Source organism: Nocardia brasiliensis NBRC 14402, from assembly GCF_000308475.2.
Classification (GTDB): Bacteria; Actinomycetota; Actinomycetes; order Mycobacteriales; family Mycobacteriaceae; genus Nocardia; species Nocardia brasiliensis.
Window position 1 is genome coordinate 72341 of the sequence record NZ_BAFT02000091.1, and the last position, 20017, is coordinate 92357.

At 69.4% G+C, this 20017-nt stretch carries 21 protein-coding genes; 11 read left to right on the top strand and 10 right to left on the bottom strand.

Annotation, left to right across the window (positions count from 1 at the left end; genetic code table 11):
- Position 1 precedes the first annotated feature (1 nt).
- Positions 2–832, top strand: a complete 831-nt coding sequence (locus TY25_RS31400; protein ID WP_052383318.1) for an SGNH/GDSL hydrolase family protein — start codon at positions 2–4, stop codon at positions 830–832.
- An 18-nt stretch (positions 833–850) separates the two neighbouring features.
- Here TY25_RS31400 and TY25_RS31405 read toward each other — a convergent pair whose 3' ends face one another.
- Entirely contained in the window at positions 851–1291 is a 441-nt protein-coding gene (locus tag TY25_RS31405; protein WP_042262203.1) for an ABA4-like family protein, read from the bottom strand.
- The gene (locus TY25_RS31410) at positions 1288–2277 is read right to left on the bottom strand and encodes a hypothetical protein (RefSeq protein ID WP_042262206.1); all 990 of its coding nucleotides are present in this window, start codon (positions 2275–2277) and stop codon (positions 1288–1290) included. Before TY25_RS31410 ends, TY25_RS31405 begins: the two co-directional genes overlap by 4 nt.
- 130 nt (positions 2278–2407) lie before the next feature.
- On the opposite strand from TY25_RS31410, the gene TY25_RS31415 reads away from it, so the two are divergent.
- Complete coding sequence (locus TY25_RS31415; protein WP_042262208.1) at positions 2408–3040, top strand: MerR family transcriptional regulator; 633 nt, start codon at positions 2408–2410, stop codon at positions 3038–3040.
- A gap of 1 nt (position 3041) precedes the next feature.
- On the opposite strand, the gene TY25_RS44275 is transcribed toward TY25_RS31415, so the two are convergent.
- The 3 genes from TY25_RS44275 to TY25_RS31430 all read right to left on the bottom strand — a co-directional run bounded on the left by TY25_RS44275 (position 3042) and on the right by TY25_RS31430 (position 6772).
- On the bottom strand, positions 3042–4934 hold the full coding sequence (locus TY25_RS44275) for a DUF4153 domain-containing protein (RefSeq protein ID WP_226887292.1): 1893 nt from the start codon (positions 4932–4934) through the stop codon (positions 3042–3044).
- 72 nt (positions 4935–5006) lie between these two features.
- Positions 5007–5936: a HAMP domain-containing sensor histidine kinase gene (locus tag TY25_RS31425; RefSeq protein ID WP_370466255.1), complete on the bottom strand. Its 930-nt coding sequence runs from the start codon at positions 5934–5936 to the stop codon at positions 5007–5009.
- A gap of 134 nt (positions 5937–6070) precedes the next feature.
- The gene (locus TY25_RS31430) at positions 6071–6772 is read right to left on the bottom strand and encodes a response regulator (protein WP_088606755.1); all 702 of its coding nucleotides are present in this window, start codon (positions 6770–6772) and stop codon (positions 6071–6073) included.
- 137 nt (positions 6773–6909) lie between these two features.
- On the opposite strand from TY25_RS31430, the gene TY25_RS31435 reads away from it, so the two are divergent.
- Positions 6910–7344 carry a hypothetical protein gene (locus TY25_RS31435; RefSeq protein ID WP_042262210.1) on the top strand — a complete coding sequence of 145 codons (435 nt, stop codon included), beginning with the start codon at positions 6910–6912 and terminating at the stop codon, positions 7342–7344.
- 7 nt (positions 7345–7351) lie between these two features.
- Here the strand turns inward: TY25_RS31435 and TY25_RS31440 are convergent, their stop codons facing one another.
- A complete protein-coding gene (locus TY25_RS31440) occupies positions 7352–9379 on the bottom strand; it encodes a heavy metal translocating P-type ATPase (RefSeq protein WP_052383319.1) in 2028 nt (675 codons plus the stop codon).
- 117 nt (positions 9380–9496) lie between these two features.
- The gene (locus TY25_RS31445; protein ID WP_042262214.1) at positions 9497–10033 is read right to left on the bottom strand and encodes an RICIN domain-containing protein; all 537 of its coding nucleotides are present in this window, start codon (positions 10031–10033) and stop codon (positions 9497–9499) included.
- 191 nt (positions 10034–10224) lie between these two features.
- Between TY25_RS31445 and TY25_RS31450 the strand changes: the two genes are divergently transcribed.
- From TY25_RS31450 to TY25_RS31480, 7 genes are all read left to right on the top strand, one after another.
- Positions 10225–10938, top strand: a complete 714-nt coding sequence (locus TY25_RS31450) for an endonuclease/exonuclease/phosphatase family protein (RefSeq protein WP_042262216.1) — start codon at positions 10225–10227, stop codon at positions 10936–10938.
- 62 nt (positions 10939–11000) lie between these two features.
- A complete protein-coding gene (locus TY25_RS31455) occupies positions 11001–11849 on the top strand; it encodes an alpha/beta fold hydrolase (protein WP_042262217.1) in 849 nt (282 codons plus the stop codon).
- 113 nt (positions 11850–11962) lie between these two features.
- Positions 11963–12673: a S1 family peptidase gene (locus TY25_RS31460; RefSeq protein WP_042262219.1), complete on the top strand. Its 711-nt coding sequence runs from the start codon at positions 11963–11965 to the stop codon at positions 12671–12673.
- A gap of 650 nt (positions 12674–13323) precedes the next feature.
- Positions 13324–13851: a hypothetical protein gene (locus TY25_RS31465; protein WP_052383321.1), complete on the top strand. Its 528-nt coding sequence runs from the start codon at positions 13324–13326 to the stop codon at positions 13849–13851.
- A gap of 729 nt (positions 13852–14580) precedes the next feature.
- Positions 14581–14877, top strand: coding sequence for a hypothetical protein (locus TY25_RS31470; RefSeq protein ID WP_042262220.1), 297 nt, complete (start codon positions 14581–14583; stop codon positions 14875–14877).
- 141 nt (positions 14878–15018) lie between these two features.
- Positions 15019–15570, top strand: coding sequence for a copper chaperone PCu(A)C (locus TY25_RS31475; RefSeq protein WP_042262223.1), 552 nt, complete (start codon positions 15019–15021; stop codon positions 15568–15570).
- Positions 15563–16753: a Dyp-type peroxidase gene (locus TY25_RS31480; protein WP_042262225.1), complete on the top strand. Its 1191-nt coding sequence runs from the start codon at positions 15563–15565 to the stop codon at positions 16751–16753. Before TY25_RS31475 ends, TY25_RS31480 begins: the two co-directional genes overlap by 8 nt.
- 151 nt (positions 16754–16904) lie before the next feature.
- Here TY25_RS31480 and TY25_RS31485 read toward each other — a convergent pair whose 3' ends face one another.
- The 3 genes from TY25_RS31485 to TY25_RS31495 form a co-directional block, all read right to left on the bottom strand.
- Entirely contained in the window at positions 16905–17210 is a 306-nt protein-coding gene (locus TY25_RS31485) for a hypothetical protein (protein WP_042262227.1), read from the bottom strand.
- A gap of 172 nt (positions 17211–17382) precedes the next feature.
- Complete coding sequence (locus TY25_RS31490) at positions 17383–17967, bottom strand: HdeD family acid-resistance protein (protein WP_042262229.1); 585 nt, start codon at positions 17965–17967, stop codon at positions 17383–17385.
- Between the two features lie 76 nt (positions 17968–18043).
- Positions 18044–18487, bottom strand: a complete 444-nt coding sequence (locus TY25_RS31495; protein ID WP_042262231.1) for a VOC family protein — start codon at positions 18485–18487, stop codon at positions 18044–18046.
- Positions 18488–18664: 177 nt separating this feature from the next.
- Between TY25_RS31495 and TY25_RS31500 the strand changes: the two genes are divergently transcribed.
- Positions 18665–19654, top strand: a complete 990-nt coding sequence (locus TY25_RS31500) for a glycosyltransferase family 9 protein (RefSeq protein ID WP_042262233.1) — start codon at positions 18665–18667, stop codon at positions 19652–19654.
- The last annotated feature ends 363 nt before the right edge of the window (positions 19655–20017 follow it).

Below are 20017 nucleotides of genomic sequence, written 5' to 3' on the forward strand. Positions count from 1 at the left end.
AATGAGCGCGGTGCGGGACAACAGCGGGGCCCAGGCGGGTGCGGCGGCCTGGCGTGGCAAGCGATATGTGGCGCTGGGCAGCTCGTACGCTTCGGGGCCGGGTATCGCGCCGCGGGTGCCGGGCACGCCGCGGCTGGCCGGGCGCTCGCAACGCGACTACCCACACCTCGTGGCCGCGGCCGCCGGACTGTCGCTCACCGACGTCACCAGCAGCGGGGCGACCTGCGAGCACCTCCTGCACGCGCGGCAGTTCCGGCAGCCGCCGCAGCTCACCGCGGTCACGCCCGAGACCGACCTGGTCACCGTCACGATCGGCGGCAACGACATCGGCCTGACGCCGTACCTGATCGCCCGGCGCCTGCCGCGCCCGCTGCTGCTGCTCCCGCCGCTGGCCTCTCTGGGCGACGCGCGCGCGGTCCGGCGGCGATTGCCGACGGTCGAGGATCGAATCGCCGCGGTGCTGCACGCGATTCGGGAACGCGCACCCGAGGCCACGATTCTGGTGGTCAACTATCTGTCGGTGCTCGGGCGGCGCGCGCCCACCGATTCGACGGTCGATCGCCACTATCGCGCGTTCGCCGAATCCCTTGCCGCACATACCGCCGCGGCCGCCGAGCAGTTCGGTGCCGAGCTGATCGACGTGCGCACACCGAGCCTGGACCATGCCGCCGACTCGGCCGACCCGTGGACCGTCGACTTCTACTTTCCTTGGCCGGGAAGGACCTACGACGGAGCGCCGTGCCATCCGACGGCAGCGGGGATGGCCGCGGTCGCCGACCTCGTCGTCGGGCGGCTCGCGGCGCTGTCCCCCGCCGATCGCTCGCATCCCTGATTTCGTGGCTCGCCGGAGTCACGGCATCGCGCCGGCCTCGGCTCTCGGCGCGCGAAACGCTCGCACGAGCAGATAGAGCAGCACACCGAGCGGCGCGAGCATGATCGTGAACACCAGCAGCGGGCTGATCAGCAGCGCGGGCAGAGCGCGCTGCCGGCTGTCCAGGAAGATCCAGCGCCCCAGGAACAGGTCGAACGCGATGAAATGCGCCCAGGCGGCCGCGGCGCCCGCGCTGCCTCCGAGTAGGACCTGCATGCCGGCCAGGTCCGCGCCGGACACGGCCGACCACACAGTCCCGAAGTCCGGCAGCACGACGATCGCGTAGATCAGCATCGGCGGTACGCAGATCAGCGGGGAGGCGACGATGGTGGACGTCCACCGCCACCACGGGGCGAGGATCATCAACGCCCAGAACGGGGCGGCGGTATAGAACGTCAGGTCGAACAGGAAGCTGGTCATCGGACACCGCCGCCGGTCGAGACCAAGGCCGGCGCGGCTGGTTTCTGCGGTGCCGCACCGCGCAGGATCACCACGACCGAAGCTGTTGCGGCGAACGCGATTACGCCGAAAGCGAGCAGGGTGAGCGCGTCCGGATGCACCACCGACTGACCGCGCAGGGCCTGCCAGGTGAGCACCGCGAGCAGCGCCGCGTAGGCCACGCCGGCCACCACCATGACGCCGCGTCGCGCCGGCACCTCGCGCAGCGCGGGCAGGCGCCGGGCCGCGAGTTCCACCGCGATCAGCACCAGCGGAATCACTTGCAGCGCATGCATGCCCAGAAAATGCGGGATACGCAGATCGCCGCCCACGGTGCTCCAGCCGAGAATCGGCAGGCCGGGACCGCCGTCGGCGAGACCGACGGTATGCGCGCCGCGGATCGAGCCGCCGCTGTCGAGCTGGGCCCGGGTCGGTTGGGTCATCAGCATGCCGAGGGCCGCGCCGATCACGGAAAGTACTGCGCCGGAACGGATCGCGAAGTCACGGGCGCGATCGCGCGCGGGGCTGCGGAACAGCGCGGCGGCGGCCAGCACGGTGGCCAGCCAGACCACGATGATGGTCGAGCCCATCGCCGACCACAGCGCGCCGTTGAGCGGGGTGGTGAAGTTGAAGTGACTGGTGGTGCCCCGGACGATCTGGATCACGATGATCACCAGTTCGATGCCGAGGCCGATCGCGGCGACGGTGCCCGCCCACCACGCGGCCCGTCGCCAGGCGGTGAGCTGGTCGATCAGCCAGGCCCAGGTCACGGCGTAGATCAGGGTGGAGAGCGCGAATTTCACCGCCTTGGTCCAGATCGGCAGGCCGGTGAGCACGCGGTCGTCCACGATCATCCCGCCGATCGCGAAGACGGTCAGGAGCGCCATCGCGGCGGCGAGCAGAAGTAACGGGCGATGCCAGTGCAGGAAGGCGGGACGGCCGGCCGCGGGCCGGTATGCGGAGGTCATGGGTGCTGCTTTCGACGAGCCAGGCAGACAGACAGTGCGGAGTACTGCTATCGATAGTTGTACTATCTAGCGTGATTATGGATAGCTGTACTTCCCACTGTCAATAGCCCCGACCGAGCAGGAGTCGCCCATGCGGATCGCCGAACTCAGTCGCACGAGTGGCGTGCCGCCCGCGACGATCAAGTACTACCTGCGCGAAGGCCTACTGCCACCCGGCCTACGCACTCACCACAACCAGGTGGAATACGGCGACCAGCACGTCAACCGGCTGCGCCTGATCCGCGCGCTCGTCGACATCGGCGGCATCTCGATCAGCGCGGCGGGCGAGCTGATCTCCGTCCTCGACACCGGCGACCTGACCGCCCGCCAGGCCCTCGGCGAGGCCATGTACGCACTCGGCGCCCGGCGCTCCCCGGTCGGCGCCGACCAGCAGACCGCCGCCGAGGCCGACGTGGCCGACCTGCTCGCCCGCCGCGAATGGTCGGTCGACGACGAGAACCCCGCCCGCCACACCCTGACCGATGTGTGCGCCGCGCTGCGCCAGCTCGGGCACGCCGACGTGATCGCCAAAATGGACGACTACGCCGCGGCCGCCGAAGCCGTCGCCGCGATCGACATCGAACTCGTCCGCGGCGTGCCGACGGTCGAGCGCATGACCGAAACCGCCATCGTCGGAACGATTCTCGGCGACACGATGCTCTCCGCGTTACGCAGGCTCGCGCAGGAGCACGTGTCCGGCCGGGTGCTGCCCGACGAGGACTGACTCACCGGCGTGCCGTCGCGCGCGACCGGTTCCAGCTGTTCCACGAGTCGGAATCCATTCGCTCGTGGATACTTTCGCGCACCTGGGTGCGCATCGGCTCCGGCAGGCGATCGATCGCGGGCAAACTGTCGGGCGACAGCACGGTCAGATAGCCGACGTCGAACGGCTTACCCTGCTGCCAGCGATCGATGTTCTGGTCGGCGATCAGTCGTTCCGGATTCACCACGGCCAGCGCCAGCACGGTCGCCATCGCGCTACCGAGCACGGTGCGCACCAACCACATTCGGCGCAGACTGAGCACGGCCGCGAGCACCAGCAGATAGACCAGGCCCAGCCACAGTTCGCAGACCTCCACCAGCAGCCGGAGCACGGTGAACCCGTAAGCCTGCTGATAGGTCCACATCCGGCCCAGTGCCGACGCGACGATGATCAACGAGAGCACCGCCACCGCACTGAGCAAGGCCCGCAACCACATCCGGTCGCCCGCCGTCGCCTGATCAGCCCACCGCAGCACCACCAGGAGCACGGCCAAGGTCAGGATGCTCACCACCGACAGCTGCCAGAATCCGGTCCGCGCGTACTCGGCGTAGGTCAGCCCGGCGGTGCGCTGGACATAGTCGTCGCCGCCGAACAGCGCCACGAACTGCGCGATGACGAACACCGTGAACAGCACCGTCAACGCGCCCACCGGCAACACCCACTCGATCCGGCGCAGCTGCCGAACCCGCAGTCCCCCAGCACTTTCCGAAGCAGGCAGCAGTGGCGCAGCCAGCAGGTAGAGCGCACCGGCCGCGGCGAGACCCAGCACGGTGAACAGGAAGATCCACTGGAACGCCAGGCCGCCGTCGACCCGCGGCGTCACCGCGTCGAACAGGGCCGCGAACGTCGCGTCGGCCCCGCCGAGCAGCGGCACGAACACCGCCAGCAACCCGAGCGTGACCACCGCCGACAGCGCGACACCCCACTCCCGCCGCGCCGCCCCCGCCCGCATCCGCCCCACCCCGGCGAAAAGCCACTGCGCCCCCGGCACCGCCAGCAGCGGCACCGCGAACACATCGAACCAAGCCCCATTCGCCGACCTCCGGCCGACCACAGCCAGCGACGCCGCCACCCCCGCCCCCACCAGACAGCACACGAACAACCACCCCGCAGCCCGGAACACCCCCACCGCGGGCAACACCAAAACCATTGCCACCCAGAACATCCGCGCAGCCCTGTCGCCAAGCCGGGGCTCCGGCCCACGGACTGGGGCATCCTCAGCCGCGGGCACATCACCGGACGCGCGGTCATCGCCGGACACGAGAGCATCACCAATCGCGGAGTCTTCGGCGGCCGCGGCATGATCGCCGGACGCGGGCACGTCGTGGTGCGCGGGGGCGTCCTGCGCCGCGGGCACATCGCCGGACGGGGGCTCAGGGGCGGGGGCGGGAGTAGCGCGGGTTGCAGGGTTGGCCCAGATTGTCGCGTCGTTGCTGACTGTTGGTGTTGGAGTGGGTTGCGGCACGGACGTCGAGCCGTCCCCTCCGCGGTTCGATGTCACCGCCTCTCCGGCTGGGTTCGGGATCTGCGCTGCGACAGGTGGTTCGGGGGATTCGGCGAGTATTTTACGGGCGTTGCGGTCGACGGCGTAGATCGCGCCGACCGCGATGGCGGCGGCCAGGAGCCAGCCGAGGCCGGGGCGGTCCAGTGGGATCAGGACGGCTCCGGCGAGGCCGATCAGCAGTGTGGCGGCCAGTGCGCCGGGTGGGTGGGTGACCCGTTGCCAGCGTGGGATTTTCGGTGGAATACGCATCGACTGCGCAGCCGGCCGCGGCGCGGAGCGCGGCAGTTTGTGGTGGACCTGCTGCGTGCCGGACAGCGTCGAAGACATTGCTCCGGTGGCATTTTCGTGCATGACTACCCTCCTGAGGGTGTGCGGGATCGCCCCGGGACCGGATGGCGGCCCAGGGTGCGGTGGGAGTAGGAATCAGTCGGGCAAGACCACGCGGATCCGGGAGCCCGGATCGGTGACGGCGATGGTGCCGCCGTGCAGGTCCACCACCCAGCGGGAGATGGCCAGGCCGAGGCCGGTGCCGCCGCCGTCGGAGCGACCTCCGCGGGTGAATCGGTCGAAGACGCGCGCACGGTCCGCACGCGGTATGCCCGGCCCGTCGTCGGCGACCTCGATCACGAGTTCCCCGGGCAGTCGGCGCGCGGTGACGCGCACTTCACCACCGGCCGGACCGTGCCGGGCGGCGTTGTCGAGCAGATTGAGCAACACCTGGTGCAGCCGGGCTCGGTCCGCGAACACCGTTGCGGCACTGGGCTGCACGTGACTGGTGAAGTACACGCCGCGGCCCAGCGCGGCCGCCGCGACCTCGGCCTCGGCCACCACCTCGGCGAACAGCGGTGCCACATCGAGCTTTTCGCGGTCCAACGGAAACGCGCCGGCCTCGATGCTGGACAGATCGAGCAGTTCGGACACCAGCCGGCTCAGTCGCTCGGTCTGGGCGAGCGCGGTGCGCAAGGTCTTCGGATCCGGTTCGGAGACACCGTCGACGAGGTTTTCCAGCACCGCGCTCAACGCGGTGATCGGCGTACGCAATTCGTGCGAGACGTTCGCGATGAGGTCGCGGCGCTGCTGGTCGGCGGCCGCGAGATCGGCGGCCATCTGATTGAACGCCTCGGCCAGCTGCCCGACCTCGTCGCGCGAACTCGCCCGCACCCGGCGGGTGTAGTCGCCCTGCGCCATCCGTTTGGCCGCCGCGGTCATCTCCCGCAGCGGCCTGGTGATGCCGTGCGCGAGAAACTGCGAGGTGGCCAGCGCGATCACCATCGCGGCGACCGTCGTCCTCGGCGGCAGCCAGCCGATCTTGAACCGGAAGAACCCGAACGCGATGCCGCCGGCGCACAGCATGAGGATGGCCAGCTTCACCTTGATCGAACGCACCGGGTCCAACGGGCGCGGCAGCACGTCCGCCACCCAGTCCGAGGTGAGCCGCAGTCGCCGCGCGAGCACACCCCCGGACCCGGGATCGGCGGGGTCCGTGCTCACCGTGCCTCCAGGGCGTAGCCGACGCCGTGCACGGTCCGGATCAGGTCCGCGCCGAGCTTGCGCCGCAACGCCTTGATATGACTGTCCACCGCGCGAGTTCCCGCGGCATCGGCCCAGTCCCACACTTCCTCGAGCAGCCGTTCGCGGGCCAGCACCACGCGCGGGCGGCGCGCCAGCCGGGCCAGCAGATCGAATTCGAGCGGCGTCAGCTGGGCTTCGACCTCGGCCCGCCAGACCCGGCGCTGGTCGATATCGATGCGGAGATCACCGACGGCGATCACCGTGCCGTCCCGATCGGCGGCCCGTTCCACCCGGCGCAGCAATGCGTGCACCCGGGCGGTGAGCACCCGCAGCGAGAACGGTTTGGTCAGATAGTCGTCGGCGCCGACGCCGAGCCCGATCAGCTGGTCGGTCTCGTCGGTCCGCGCGGTCAACATCAGCACCGGCACCGGCCGCTCCGCCTGGATCCGGCGGCAGACCTCGAGCCCGTCGAACCCGGGCAGCATCACATCCAGCACGACGAGGTCGGGGGCCAGCGCGGCGGCCGCGGCCACCGCGCCCGGCCCGTCGTGCGCCAGGTCCACGGTGAATCCCTCGGCGCGCAACCGGGCCGCGACGGACTCCGCGATGGTCACCTCGTCGTCGACCACCAGGATCCGCCGCAGCACCTGTCCCCCACCCGCTCCGTTCTGCTCCATGCACGCAAACCCTAGCCACCACCTGTGGAGAGCCGCCGCATCAAATGTGGAGATTCCGTGTGCGGGCCGGGCGCGGGACACGGCCGGATCGGATTCGGCACGACGCGCGAAGCCGGGCGGTGTTTTAGGCTGCGGACATGAATCCTCGCCTGCAATACAGGGATTGGCCTGGTGAGGCCGAGGGACGGCTGGAGTGGTTGCGGGCCGACCTTTCCGACGATATCCAACTGGACTTCCGCGACGGAACCACGTTGAACGCATTGGAGGCGGAGGTGCTGCGCCGGTTCGGCGAGTTGGCCGCGCTGGACGCACCGGAGGTCGGGCCGTTCGTCGCCGGCGTAGCGACCTACCTGGGCGAACTGCTCATCCGGCGCACCGGCGCGCGCTGGAGCTGGCCGGTGCAACCCGCCGCCGGGGATCCGCCGACGCTGATGCTCACCGCGGATTTCGACTTCGAGGTCGTCTCGCCGTGGGACATCATCGCCGCGGCCGTACGGGACCGCACCGGAACCGCGTTCACCGCGTTCGTGCGCCGGTGGGATCCCGTCGAACAAACTTCCGATCCGCACTAGGTCCGCGTTACTGCTGTGCGACCGGCCGCGGCTCGTGCTCGATGCCCTCGTGCTCGGCGCCACGGCGGAAGCGCAGCAGGCGCAGCGCGTTCGCGACGACCAGCAGGGTCGAGCCTTCGTGGATGAAAACCGCGGGGCCGATGGGCAGCCCGAGGAGCGTCGCGGGCACCAGCGCGACGACGATCAGCAAGGAGAAGGCCAGGTTCTGCCGGATGATCCCGGCAGTCCGCCGGCTCAGCGCCACCGCGAACGGCAGCCTGCCGATATCGTCGACCATGAGCGCCACATCCGCGGTTTCCAGCGCGACCGCCGAGCCGCTCGCCCCCATCGCGATGCCGACCGAGGAGTTCACCATCGCGGGCGCGTCGTTGACGCCGTCGCCGACCATCGCCGTGCCGTTGCGGCCGCCCAGCCGCTTGACCATGGTGACCTTGTCCTCGGGCAGCAACCCGCCGTGCGCGGCGTCCAGACCCATGTCCGCGGCGACCGCGTCGGCGACGCGCTGGTTGTCCCCGGAGATCAAGACGATGTTGTCGATCCCGAGTTCCCGCAGCCGGGCCACCACGGGCGCCGCCTCCGCGCGCGGGCTGTCCATCACACCGACGACACCCAGGTAGGCGCCCGCGTGCCGGACGATCATGGTGGTACGGCCCTGATCGTGCAGGTCGTCCACGATCTCGACGAGCGCCGCGGGCAGACCCGCGGGATCGAGTTCGGTGAACATGGTGCGGTTGCCGACCTCGGTGGCACGACCGTCCACCAGCGCGGTCACACCCCGGCCGGTCACCGAATTCACCTCCGACGCAGTGCGTTCGGCGCCGGCGGGCACCAACAGCGCGAGGTCACGGGTGATCGCGCCCGCCAGCGGGTGATCGCTGTAGGACTCCACGGCGAACAGCGTGGTGATCAGCTCGTCACGCAATTCGGCGCGCACCGGGACGATATCGGTGACCCGGGGCCGGCCCCAAGTGAGCGTGCCGGTCTTGTCGAACGCCATCGAACGCACCCGGCCCAGCGTCTCGAGCGGGCCGCCGCCCTTGGCCAGCACGCCCGCCTGCGCGGCCCGCGCGATCCCGGCCAGCACCGCGCTCGGGGTGGCGATCGCCAGCGCGCACGGGCTCGCCGCGACCAGCACCACCATCGCCCGGTAGAAGCTGTCCGCGAACGGCTCGGTATTGACGAACACACCGAACGCCAGGACGCCGAGCACGCCGGCCAGCACCACCGGCACATAGAACACCTGGAACCGGTCGATGAACCGCTGGGTCGGCGATTTCTGGGTATCGGCCTCACGCACCATCGTGATGACCCGGGCCAGCATGCTGTCGGCGGCCCGGCTGGTCACCAGGACGTCCATCGCGCCCGCGCCGTTCATCGTGCCCGCGAACACCCGATGCGTTTCCGGTACAGGAGTGCTACTCGACAGCGCGGCCTGCGCATCGGCGACCAGCGCCTTCTCCACCGGAATGCTCTCGCCGGTGACGGAGGATTCGTCGACACTGCTCACACCCGCAACCACGACACCGTCCGCGGCGAGCCGCGAATTCGGCAGCACCACAACCACATCGCCGATCGCCAGCTCGTCGACCGGCACCTCACGCACCGCACCGTCCGGACCGCGCACCAGCGCGCTGCCCGGCGCGAGTTCGGCCAGCGCCTCGATCGACCGCTGCGCCCGGCCCATCGCGTACTCCTCGAGCGCGTGCCCGAGGCTGAACAGGAACAACAGCACCGAACCCTCGGCCCACTTGCCGACCATAGCCGCGCCCACCGCCGCGACCAGCATCAGGAAATCGACCTCGAACCGGCCGCGCCGCACCGTCGCGATCGCGGTGCGGATCGTGAAGAAGCCGCCGAAGAAATAGGTGGCGGCGAACAGCACGATGGCCACCCACTCGGGTGCGGATACCAGGTATTTCGCGGTCATGCCCGCGGCGTAGGTGATACCGGAGGCGATCGCGAAGATCAGCTCCGATCGTTCCCCTATCCCTGCGCTTTTGTGGTCGTGCCCGGCTGCTCGTCCGTTGCTGCTCATAACCACATCATATGCATAGATCGCTATATCTGCATAGGTTGATTCCTGTGAGGTGCTCGATGGGAGGCGGCCGCGACTCGTCGCTGCTGCGCCGGACGAGTCGCGCCGATCCCTCGGTCAGCCGAGGACCGCTACTTGCCAGAGGCCGCCGTCGTTCAGGCACCTCCGGTTCTCTGAGGTCATTCGCACCTTGTCATCCCCGAAAACGATGTCCGGGCAGGCATACCTGCTGTCCCCGCTCATCAGGCGGGTCGCGGTGCCCCTCAGGTTGTAGCGGAACCGCTGGTTCGCGCTGTCGGCGCTGCAGGAGAATCCATAGACGATTCCGCTCTCCCCGCCGCTGTCCAAGCACAACCCGGTCGCAACGTTCTTCAACTGAACGAAGCCGTCGGCGACGATCTTCCACTCCCAACGCTGCCGTGACGCAGTGGCAGCGGGCTCACACGAGGCCGCGGAAGCGGTGGTGTCCGAGTCGAGATTCATGCAGCGCAGGTCCTCGTCCTCGGCATCGGGAGATCTACTGTCGAAAGACAACCGGACCACATCGCCGCTGCCGGGCTCGGCCGCGGAACTCGGTGCATGACCGACCAGCACGGTCGTCGCCGCCAGAACAATCGCAGCCGGGAGAATCCGGCCGAGACAGATGGTGCGCATTCGGTCTCCATTTCGTGGTGGGGACTGCAATGTGGGGATCACCGACCTCCTTCTATACCGGCACGGCAGCGCTCACCAGCGCATCAGCAGGTTGCCGTCGGGTCACGAAGATCGCCGCCTCGCGCGTCCGGCGACGCGAGACGCCGCTCCGCCGGGCGGGGGTGGGCGCGCGTCGCCTAGCATCGCGACATGTGATCACCGTTGCCACCTGGAATGTCCTGCATCGCATTCATGCCGAGAACTGGTACGAGGACGTCTCCAGCAGATGGCCGGACGAGGCGGCGCGCATCGACGCGGTCACCGAGCGTATCGCGGCCCGCTCCGAACAGCTGATCGCGCTGCAGGAGGTCAGCGGGGACCAGTTGATCAGTCTGCGGGCCGGATTGCCCGACCGCACAGTGCATTCCATGCAGTATCAACGCCTGCCCACGGCGCGCAGGCACGCCAGCCAGCTGCGCGATCCGAGTGAACACCTGGTGCTGATCGTCGCGGGACCCAGCCGGGAGATCGCGGCCGAATCCTTCGCCGACGACCCGGGCAAGGGCGCGCTGGTGATCACCGCCGCGGGCGTGCTCGTCATCGCGACGCACGTGACCGGCGACCGGCGGCGCGCGGGCCAGTTCCGCCGCTTGGCCGAATTGGCCTCCAGCACACCGGAATACCCGGCGGTGCTGCTCGGCGACTACAACATCGACCGCGAAACCGTCGCCACGGAGTTCGGCGCGGGCTTCACCGTCGCCGGCCTCTCCCCCGGCGCGCTGCCGACCCGCCCCCGCTCCTCGGGCGCGAAATCGCAGTACATCGATCACGTCGTGGTGCGCGACGCGACGGTGCACGAGGTGACCGTCGAGGACGTCGACGGGTTGTCCGATCACAACCTCGTGCGCGCGGCCATCACGCTGTGAACCCGCCGGGCAGATGACCCGATTCCCCGCCGGACCTGCCCGACCCGGCCGAGAATGCTCCTATGGTCGAGATCAGCCGCGGGGTCGCCACCGTGAACGGCATCCACATGCACTACCGGCGCGCGGGATCGGGTTCGGCGCTGGTGCTGTTGCACGGCTGGCCGCAAACCGGTTACTGCTGGCGGCGCGTATTGCCCGCCCTGACCGAACGGCACACCGTAATCGCCCCGGACCTAAGGGGTTACGGGCACACCGACAAGCCGACAACCGGCTACGACAAACGGACGATGGCCGCCGACGCCGCGGCGCTGCTCGAATCCCTCGGCTTCGATACCGCCGCCGTGGTCGGCCACGATCGTGGCGCGCGGGTAGCCCACCGCTGGGCCCTCGATCGACCCGATCAGATCACGAAACTCGCTGTGCTCGACATCATTCCGACGAGAGAGACCTGGCGGCGGATGGATGCCGCGCTGGGACGGCGCTTCTTCCACTGGTTCTTTCATCTGCAACCCGATCTGCCGGAACGTCTTGTCGGGCACGATATTTCCGGGTATCTGCGGTACTTCTTCGAAACCTGGACGGTCAATCGGCACGGGCTCCCCGGCGAAGCCATCGACGAATACATCCGCGCCTTCAGCACTCCCGGCGCGTTGCGCGCGGGTTTCGACGACTACCGCGCGGCCGAACTGGACACCGAGCACGACAATGCCGACGCGGGCCACCGCCTGCGCATGCCGGTGCTCGCCCTGTGGGGCGCCGCCAGCTTCCTCGAAGAGATACCGGCCCTGGAGATCTGGCGTGCGTATGCCGAAAACGTCACCGGCGCAGCCATTCCCGAATGCGGCCATTTCATCGCCGAAGAACGGCCGGAAGCCCTGCTCGCCCACCTGACCGAGTTCCTCGCCGCCTGATTGCGCTTGCACCGAGATCTGGTCACGGAACGGTCATCGACCGCGCCACAGACCGGCTGGTCTGGGAGAATTCCGGGTGGCCCTGACGCGTGTCCGCGAACGAAAGGTGCGACATGGTTGCGCTGGGACGGTTCGGCAGACAGCTCGCAGTCGGCGCGCTCACCCTGATCTGCGCCGCCGGTGCGCACGGTGTCGCGGCGGCGGTCGAGCCGAGCACCAGCCTCGGCGGCGGCTCGGGCATCCTGCTCGGGCGCGGCGCGTGCACCCTGACCACCATCGGCTACGACCGCGCGGACCGGCTGGTCGGGCTCACCGCGGGGCACTGCGCGGAGCTCGGCATGTCCGTGCGGGCCGAGCAGAGCCCGGACGCGGGCGTGGTCGGCACGGTCGCCGCCGTCGACCACCAGAACGACTATGCGGTAGTCGAATTCGACCACGCCAAGGTGCGGCCGAGCAGACAGGTCGCCGCGACCGTGATCGGAGGCGTCGGCGCACCGCCACGCCCCGGGGACGTGGTGTGCAAACACGGACGGACCACTGGATACAACTGCGGTGTCGTCTGGGATACGCACCGGTGGTGGTTCCAGAACCAGTCCTGCTCGCAGCCCGGCGACTCCGGCGGGCCGGTCACCCTCGGCGACCGCCTCATCGGCATGAACGTCGGACACATCGGCATCCCCGCCACCGACCTCCCCGCCGTCGACCTGATGTGCAAATCCGCCGCAGGCCCCCTGCATGACGTCGCCGTCGCCACCCAGATCGGCATGGTGCTCGCGGACATAGATCGCACCGGCGGCATCGGTTCCGGATTCCGACCCCTCTGAGCCCACGCGCCTCGCCGCATGTCGAGTCCCGGCGAACACCACAGCGCAGGCAGATTCGCCGAGACGCATGCGTCCGCGCCCAGCGGCGCGAGGGAGAGTGACCCGCCCAGTCCCACCCAGGTGACACCGTTGGGCGGCGGCGCCACGCGAGGCCCCTATCCCCGATGCTCAGTCCCGAGGTGCCCCTGAAGCGTGCGCCGACACGCGCTCTGCGAGCTGGACAGTTGATCACCAGGTAATGGTGGCGGAGGGCTCTCGGCCGATGCCGCCACCATTACCTGGTGATCAGTTGACCAGCTCATACGAGCACCGATGCAGACTTCGCGCGCCCGGCAGGCGCCACGCATTCGTCGCATGACCGAGCGGGTTCGAAAGGGCAGCTGAGGTGGCCCGCCGGATGCGCAGCCGTGGAATTCGCGCCCGCCTGACCTCTCGATGCGAGCGTCTCGTCGAGACTTCGCGCACCCGGCAGACGTCAGGCATTCATGGTCGCATGGGAGAACGGGGGCGGAGATCCGGGGAAATGGGGCGGGAGGCCGGGGCGGCCTGCGAGACGGGCCCCTTCGGAGCTACGCACGACCGTCGGGCATCGTTCGTAGTGGCATGGAGCGGGCGGAAGGATGGGTGAGGGTGGCCCGTACGATGGGCCGGTGCGGAATCCGGTGGCGAGCATGGCGCGGGTACGCGGTGCGTTCGTCGGCTCCGCGTCGGGGGCGGTGAGTATCGCGGCCCATGCGGTCGGTGGTGGCACCGTGTCGGCCACGCAGTCTCCCCTCGTTTTGCTGATCGCCGCGTGCACCGGGGTCGGTGTGCTGGTCGGTGTGCGACGGAACCGTTATGGCGTCGCCGAGATCATGGGGCTGCTGGCGATCGGGCAGGCGGTCGGCCACCTCGCCCTGACCGCCGCACCCGGACACCAGCACAGCGCGGGCATGTCAGCGGTGATGCTCGGCGCACACCTCGCCGCCATCCCCCTGGGTGCCGCGCTCATCCGCGGCGCCGAACTCGCCGTCGTCCGAGCCCTTTCCGCCGCAAGCCAAGCCGTGCGGGTGCTCCACACCGCCCCGGCTCCCCCGTTCGAACCGGCCTACGCGATCCCCCTCGGATCGCTCACCACACCCCGCCGCCTACTCCGCAGCTCCGGCTTCGGCCGCCGCGGACCCCCGCCCACCCCCTGACCGCAGCAGTCCCGCAGCCGCCGTATCGCCCGAGTCCCGTTGCCGAACAACAGGACTCGCCATACGACAACCGCCGCCAACACCGTCTCTGTGAGACCCGGGCCGTTACCCGGCAACGCTGCCACCCACGGCAACGCTGTCAGCTCGGCAGACGTAACCGGCTCGGCGACGCTGAGGCTCGGCGAACGTAACCGGCTCGGCAACGCTGAGGCTCGGCAAACGTAACCGACTCGGCAACGCTGTCAGCTCGGCGAACGTAACCGACTCGGCAACGCCGTCGGCTGGGCAACGCCGCCTGCCAGGCGACGCCATATCAGGCGACATCAGCGGCACTGCCACGCCACAGCTCACCGAGCCAGCGGCGCGGGCATACGCCGTCAGCGCCGCCGGGCACGGCAACGTGACCAGGTCGGCCACCCCGCCGACTCGGGAACCCGCTGACTCGGAAGGGGTGACGGACACAGCAAAGCCTCAGCAGCGCCACTGGCTCAGCGAGCTATCGGCACGACCGGCGGGCGGCCGACGCCACCGGCTCGGCAGCACGATCGCTCGGCAACGTCACTGGCTCAGCGAGCTACAGCCCGTGCCGGCAGCCCGCATGCCAGTGAGCCCGGCGACGGCTCGGTAGTTCCGTCGGCGCGGCAACGCCGTATCGGGTGACACCGCCGATACGGCCTGCGCCGACAGCTCACCGAGCGATCGGCACAGGCCAACGCACCCGGGCAGCCGGTGCCTACGGCACAGCGACGTGACCGGTTCGGCAACGTCACCGGCTCGACGAGCTACCGACACAGCCGACGCAGACAGGCGGCCAAGGCCAACCGGCTCGGCAACGCCACCCTGCTCGACCAGCAACGGCGCGGCCCACGTCGGCAGCCCGGTGAGGGCCAGCTCGGCAACGCCACCGGCTCGACGAGCAACGGCGCAGCCCACGGCGACGGCCCGCTGACGGCCGGCTCGGTAAGGCTGTCGACTCGGCGGCTCTGGGTGCGACTGCTGCGGCTCGACGTGTGCGTCTCGCCCTGACTGCACGCGGCCCGGTCGGCGTCGGGTGCGGCGTTCTCGCTCAGCGGCGCAACCGATTTCGCGAGCTGCGAACGCGGTTCATCGTGCCCCCCTCGGGCGATATCGGCTGGTTCATATTCCTTTTCTCGATCGGAGTTCCATATGCGTACCCCCACAACGGTTTCCCGTACCACTGTCCTGCTGCGTGGTGTGGCGGCGGCTGCCGCCGTTCCGCTGCTGCTCGTCGCTTGTTCATCGAATGAGAAGGCCGAGGCGAAGGCGGCGGAGGCGGTGACGATCACGGATCAGTGGGTGAAGGCCGCGGACGGCGGGATGTCGGCGGCGTTCGGACAGCTCAGCAACGGGAGCGACCAGCCGCGCACGGTGGTGTCGGCGTCGAGTCCGGCGTCGAGCCGGGTGGAATTGCACGAGGTGGTGGCGGACGCGAGCGGAACGAAGACGATGCGGCCGAAGCAGGGCGGTTTCGTGATTCCGGCGCACGGGAAGACCGAGCTGCGGCCGGGTGGTGACCACATCATGTTCATGGGGCTCACCGGCCCGTTGCGCACCGGTGCCGAAACCCCGGTCACCCTCACCTTCGAGGACGGCTCGAGCACCACGTTCACCGCGCAGGTGCGTGATTTCTCCGGCAACCAGGAGAACTACGCACCCGATCACGCGGACGGCGCGCAGGCCCCGACGCACGGTGGCTGAGCGGACCGGCGCGCGGCCGAGCCTGAACCGCCGTCGCCTGCTCGGTGGCGGTGCCGCCGCGGCGGGCGCGGCGGGGCTCGGCTGGGGCGCACTCACTGTGGCTCGCGACGAGCAACCGCCCGCCGCGATCGAGCCGTTCTACGGTCCGCATCAGGCGGGGATCGCGACCGCACCGCAGACGCACGCCACGTTCGTCGCCTTCGACTTGAAAGCGGGCGTCACCCGTGACGACATCATCGGCATCCTGAAGATCTGGACCGGTGACGCCGCCCGCCTGACCCAGGGCCGCCCGGCCTTGGCTGACACCGAACCCGAACTCGCGCAACGCCCGTCCCGGCTCACCGTCACCATCGGACTGGGCCCGGCGGTGTTCGCGAGCGTGCCGCAGCGCCGACCGGCTTGGTTGCGTCCGCTGCCGCCGTTCGCCATCGACCGCCTCGATCCGGCGTGGTCCGACGGCGATCTGCTGTTGCAGGTGTGCGCGGACGAGGCGACGACCGTGTCGCACGCGGTGCGCGTGCTGTGCCGCAGTGTCGCGTCGCTGGTGCGGGTGCGCTGGGTGCAGCGCGGATTCCGGGACGCCGCCCCGGGCCGGACCCCGCGCAACCTGATGGGTCAGGTGGACGGCACGGTGAACATCGCGCCCGGTACTCCCGATTTCGATCGGCTGGTCTGGGACGACGGTGCCGGGCAACCCTGGCTGGCGGGCGGCACCTCGCTGGTGCTGCGACGCATCGCGATGACGCTGGACACCTGGGATGAGATCGACCAGGAGGGCAGGGAACTCACTGTCGGCCGGACGGTCGCCACCGGGGCTCCGCTCACCGGCACCGACGAATTCGACGAACCGGATTTCGCCGCGGTCGACGCGAACGGCATCCCGGTCATCCCGCCGTCCTCGCATATCGCCCGCGCGCATCACACCCACGACGGGGAACGTTTCCTGCGCCGCGGCTACAACTACGACGATGCCCCGGCGGCCGGGCAGATCTCGAACTCGGGCCTGCTGTTCGCCGCCTACCAGCGCGACGTGGACGCCCAGTTCTTACCGGTGCAGCAGCGGCTCGCGGAGTTCGACGCGCTCAATGTGTGGACGACGCCCGTGGGTTCGGCGGTGTTCGTCATTCCGCCGGGGGTTGCCGCACCGGGCGGATACATCGGGCAGTCGCTGTTCGAATCGTGAGGCGGGGGTCCGCGCCGGGCGGATACATCGGATAGTTGCGGTTCGATTCGTGAACCGGCGGTCCACGCCGGGCGGATACATCGGGTAGTCACGGTTCGAATCGTGGGGCGGAGGTCCGCTGCCGACCGCGGCCGGCAGCGGACCGAGCCATTTACTCGACGAAAACGCTGCCGCCCTTGGGCAGGTAGCCGATCGTCGCCGGCGGCACCTCACCGAAGGACGCGCCCGAGCAGTCGCCGCTCGCATACGCCTTGATCGCCCGGTCGGTCGCGTTGCCGACGGAGATCTGCAGCGTCGTGTAGAAGTTGTCCTCGGCCTTGATGCAGCCGACCGGGTTGTCGTGCGCGGTGTTGTTGATGGTCACCGTGCCGGTCGCGGCCTGCGCCGTGCCCGGTGCCAGAAAACCGACCGCACCCGCGAGGGCGACCGCACCGACAAACCCAGCAGTACGAAACATTCGTGCCTCCAGTTCATTTCGATGTCGACCAACCCCGATGCCGACCTCGGTGTCTATTGCGCCTGCATTCTGACACGAGCGCGGTCCCGGCGGAAAGAGTGCAGGTGAACGCGGTGCGGCCGCCGTGCCCGGCGGGACACGGCGGCCGCGACCACGAAAAGAACCGACCGGTTCAGATACCGGAGTGCTGAAGCCGCTTGGCGTCCTTGCGGACTCCGAACGCCGTGATCATTTCCATCACGCCGAGCACGATCAACCACACGCCGACCACGACGGCCAGCGTGGCCACCGACGACAACGGCCATGCGATCAGCACGATGCCCGCGATCACGGTGAGCACGCCGAAGAACACGGTCAACCAGCGGCCCGGCACGTCCGGCTCGGACAGCGCGATCATCACCGCCGCGACGCCCCGGAACAACCAGCCGATCCCGATCCAGATGGCAAGCAGCAGAATCGAAGTCAGCTCGTCGCGGAAGCAGAACACGCCGATCGCGATGGACAGCACGCCGCTGATGAAGGCCAGCACCCGCATCCCGGTGCCGGTCGGCGCGCCGAAGGCGGCCATCAGCTGCAGGAAGCCGCTGACCACCAGATAGATGCCGAACAGCACACCCGCGGCGAGCAGGGTGACGCCGGGCCACACGAGAATGATCACGCCGAGGATCACCGAAAGGATGCCGGTGACCAAAATTGTTTGCCACGCACTGCGGGCAAGAGACTGCAGAGGACCCTCGAGCACGCTGTTTGTCGTCATGATCAGATGTTAGGCCCTGCTACACAGGTTCCCTGGACATTTGCTCCCCGAACCCGCGGCGTCGCGCTACCGCGAATTACCCGCCGTTTCCGCTCGGCGCACCGGCGGCGTCCGCGTCGGCGACGATATTGACCATCCAGCCGGTGCCGAACCGGTCCTGGCACAGGCCGAACTCGTCGCCCCACATCTGCTTCTCCAGTGGCACCGAGACCGTGCCCGCGGCCGCGAGCCGATCCCAGTAGCCGCGCAACTCCGCGGCGTCGGAACCGCTGAGGCTGATCGAAATGCTGCTTCCCGGTTTGTATTCCATGCCGGGCGGGGTATCAGCGGCCATCAGGGTGAACCCACTCGGGGTCTCCAGGATGCCGTGCATGACCAGCTCGGCGCCGGGCGCCTCCGCGTCACTGAAATCGCCGAAGGTGCTGATGGTCAGGGTGCCGCCGAACACGTCGCGGTAGAACTCCAGAGCTGCGCGGGCCGTGTCGCCGAAACTGAGGTACGGGTTGAGCCGGGAGGTCATGTCACGAGGTTAGTTGTCCTCAGCACCGGGTGCGATAAGTAACGCCTGGCGCGCCGGGGTTTATCGCCGCTGGGGGTCGGGTAGTTATCTCTCAATGGCTCTCGTCGGGTGCACTCTCCTGGGGTGAAACGGATGTGGGTCACGTTTTCGTGGGTCCCGGGTGGCTAGGAGAAGAGGGTGGCGGTTGTACTCGTGCTGCAGGCACGTGGGCTCGGTGATCTGCTCACCGCGGTCCCGGCGCTTCGTGCGCTGCGTCGTGCCAGGCCACACGACCGCATCGTGCTCGCCGCGCCGCCTCGCCTCAAGCCCATCGTCGACCTGATCGCCTCCGTCGACACGATGGTGCCCACCGCCGACGCGGGCGCCCTGCGCTGGGACGCACCCGGACCGCAGCTGGCCGTGAACCTGCACGGGCCGAGCACCGAAAGCATTGTGGCGCTGGAGAAGACCGAGCCGGGGCGCATCCTGAGCTATCGCAATCCGGCGTTCCCGGAATTGTCCGGCCCCGAGTGGCAGCCGGACATGCATCAGGTGGACCGCTGGTGCCATCTGCTGGAATCCGACGAGATCGTGGCCGACCGGCGCAACCTGGGCCTGGTGCCGCCGGTCTCCACCACCAGCCACCGGGACTGCGTGGTGGTGCACGTCGGCGCGGGCGCGCCCGCCCGGCGCTGGCCGCCCGACCGGTTCGCCGCCGTCGTCCGGCATCTGCTGGTGCTGGGCCGGGAGGTGGTGCTCACCGGCGACGAATACGAGCGGGAGATCGCGCTGAACATCGCCGCGCGCGCCGGACTACCGATCGGCCGGGTACTCGCCGGGGAACAAAACCTGACCGAACTGGCCGCCACCGTCGCGGAGGCGAGCCTGGTGGTCTGCGGCGACACCGGGGTCGCGCACCTGGCCACCGCGTTCGGCACCCGCACCGTCCTGCTCTTCGGCCCCACACCGCCGCGCTGGGCCGGGCCTCCCCCGCATCTGCTGAACCGCCACGCCGTGCTCTGGGCCGGGCAACTCGGCGACCCCTACGCCGACACACCCGACGCGGGCCTGCTCCGCATCGGCGTCACCGAGGTCGTCGCCGCCGTCGACAAACAACTCAGCAAGCGCAACTGGCCCGGCACCGGCACCCAGCAGTCCCGCCGCACCCCTTTCCGCCGCGTCGGCTGAGGCGCGCCGCCCCTACGTGGACGGCCCCCGCGCCCGTCTCTTTCCCCCTCCGGCTGGATGCCCCCGGCACTAGACTCCGCACACCGCACCACACCGCACCGCACTCCACGCACCACACTCCACGCACCACGCACCACGCACCACGGGTCGCGGACCTCCCTTACCGCACCACTTCTGCGCCCACGCACCCGATATGCCCCCGCCACCGGGTGCGTCTGCGTTGCCGCACCACTTCCGCGTTCACGCACCCGCTATGCCACGTCACAGCGGGTGCGTCAGCGCAGAAAGCGTGCGGCAGAACCGAAAGCGATGCAGCAAGGCAGTGCAGGCGCGGAAGCTCGTGTGGGGGCGGCACTCAGGCCC

What these genes read in the sequence shown, in the direction of transcription:
- TY25_RS44275 (WP_226887292.1), bottom strand. Translation starts at nt 4,934, where the DNA reads ATGCACGAAAATGCCACCGGAGCAATGTCTTCGACGCTGTCCGGCACG.
- TY25_RS31410 (WP_042262206.1), bottom strand. Translation starts at nt 2,277, where the DNA reads ATGACCTCCGCATACCGGCCCGCGGCCGGCCGTCCCGCCTTCCTGCAC.
- TY25_RS31475 (WP_042262223.1), top strand. Translation starts at nt 15,019, where the DNA reads ATGCGTACCCCCACAACGGTTTCCCGTACCACTGTCCTGCTGCGTGGT.
- TY25_RS31445 (WP_042262214.1), bottom strand. Translation starts at nt 10,033, where the DNA reads ATGCGCACCATCTGTCTCGGCCGGATTCTCCCGGCTGCGATTGTTCTG.
- TY25_RS31400 (WP_052383318.1), top strand. Translation starts at nt 2, where the DNA reads ATGAGCGCGGTGCGGGACAACAGCGGGGCCCAGGCGGGTGCGGCGGCC.
- TY25_RS31430 (WP_088606755.1), bottom strand. Translation starts at nt 6,772, where the DNA reads ATGGAGCAGAACGGAGCGGGTGGGGGACAGGTGCTGCGGCGGATCCTG.
- TY25_RS31405 (WP_042262203.1), bottom strand. Translation starts at nt 1,291, where the DNA reads ATGACCAGCTTCCTGTTCGACCTGACGTTCTATACCGCCGCCCCGTTC.
- TY25_RS31415 (WP_042262208.1), top strand. Translation starts at nt 2,408, where the DNA reads ATGCGGATCGCCGAACTCAGTCGCACGAGTGGCGTGCCGCCCGCGACG.
- TY25_RS31490 (WP_042262229.1), bottom strand. Translation starts at nt 17,967, where the DNA reads ATGACGACAAACAGCGTGCTCGAGGGTCCTCTGCAGTCTCTTGCCCGC.
- TY25_RS31440 (WP_052383319.1), bottom strand. Translation starts at nt 9,379, where the DNA reads ATGAGCAGCAACGGACGAGCAGCCGGGCACGACCACAAAAGCGCAGGG.
- TY25_RS31435 (WP_042262210.1), top strand. Translation starts at nt 6,910, where the DNA reads ATGAATCCTCGCCTGCAATACAGGGATTGGCCTGGTGAGGCCGAGGGA.
- TY25_RS31495 (WP_042262231.1), bottom strand. Translation starts at nt 18,487, where the DNA reads ATGACCTCCCGGCTCAACCCGTACCTCAGTTTCGGCGACACGGCCCGC.
- TY25_RS31460 (WP_042262219.1), top strand. Translation starts at nt 11,963, where the DNA reads ATGGTTGCGCTGGGACGGTTCGGCAGACAGCTCGCAGTCGGCGCGCTC.
- TY25_RS31485 (WP_042262227.1), bottom strand. Translation starts at nt 17,210, where the DNA reads ATGTTTCGTACTGCTGGGTTTGTCGGTGCGGTCGCCCTCGCGGGTGCG.
- TY25_RS31425 (WP_370466255.1), bottom strand. Translation starts at nt 5,936, where the DNA reads ATGCTGTGCGCCGGCGGCATCGCGTTCGGGTTCTTCCGGTTCAAGATC.
- TY25_RS31455 (WP_042262217.1), top strand. Translation starts at nt 11,001, where the DNA reads ATGGTCGAGATCAGCCGCGGGGTCGCCACCGTGAACGGCATCCACATG.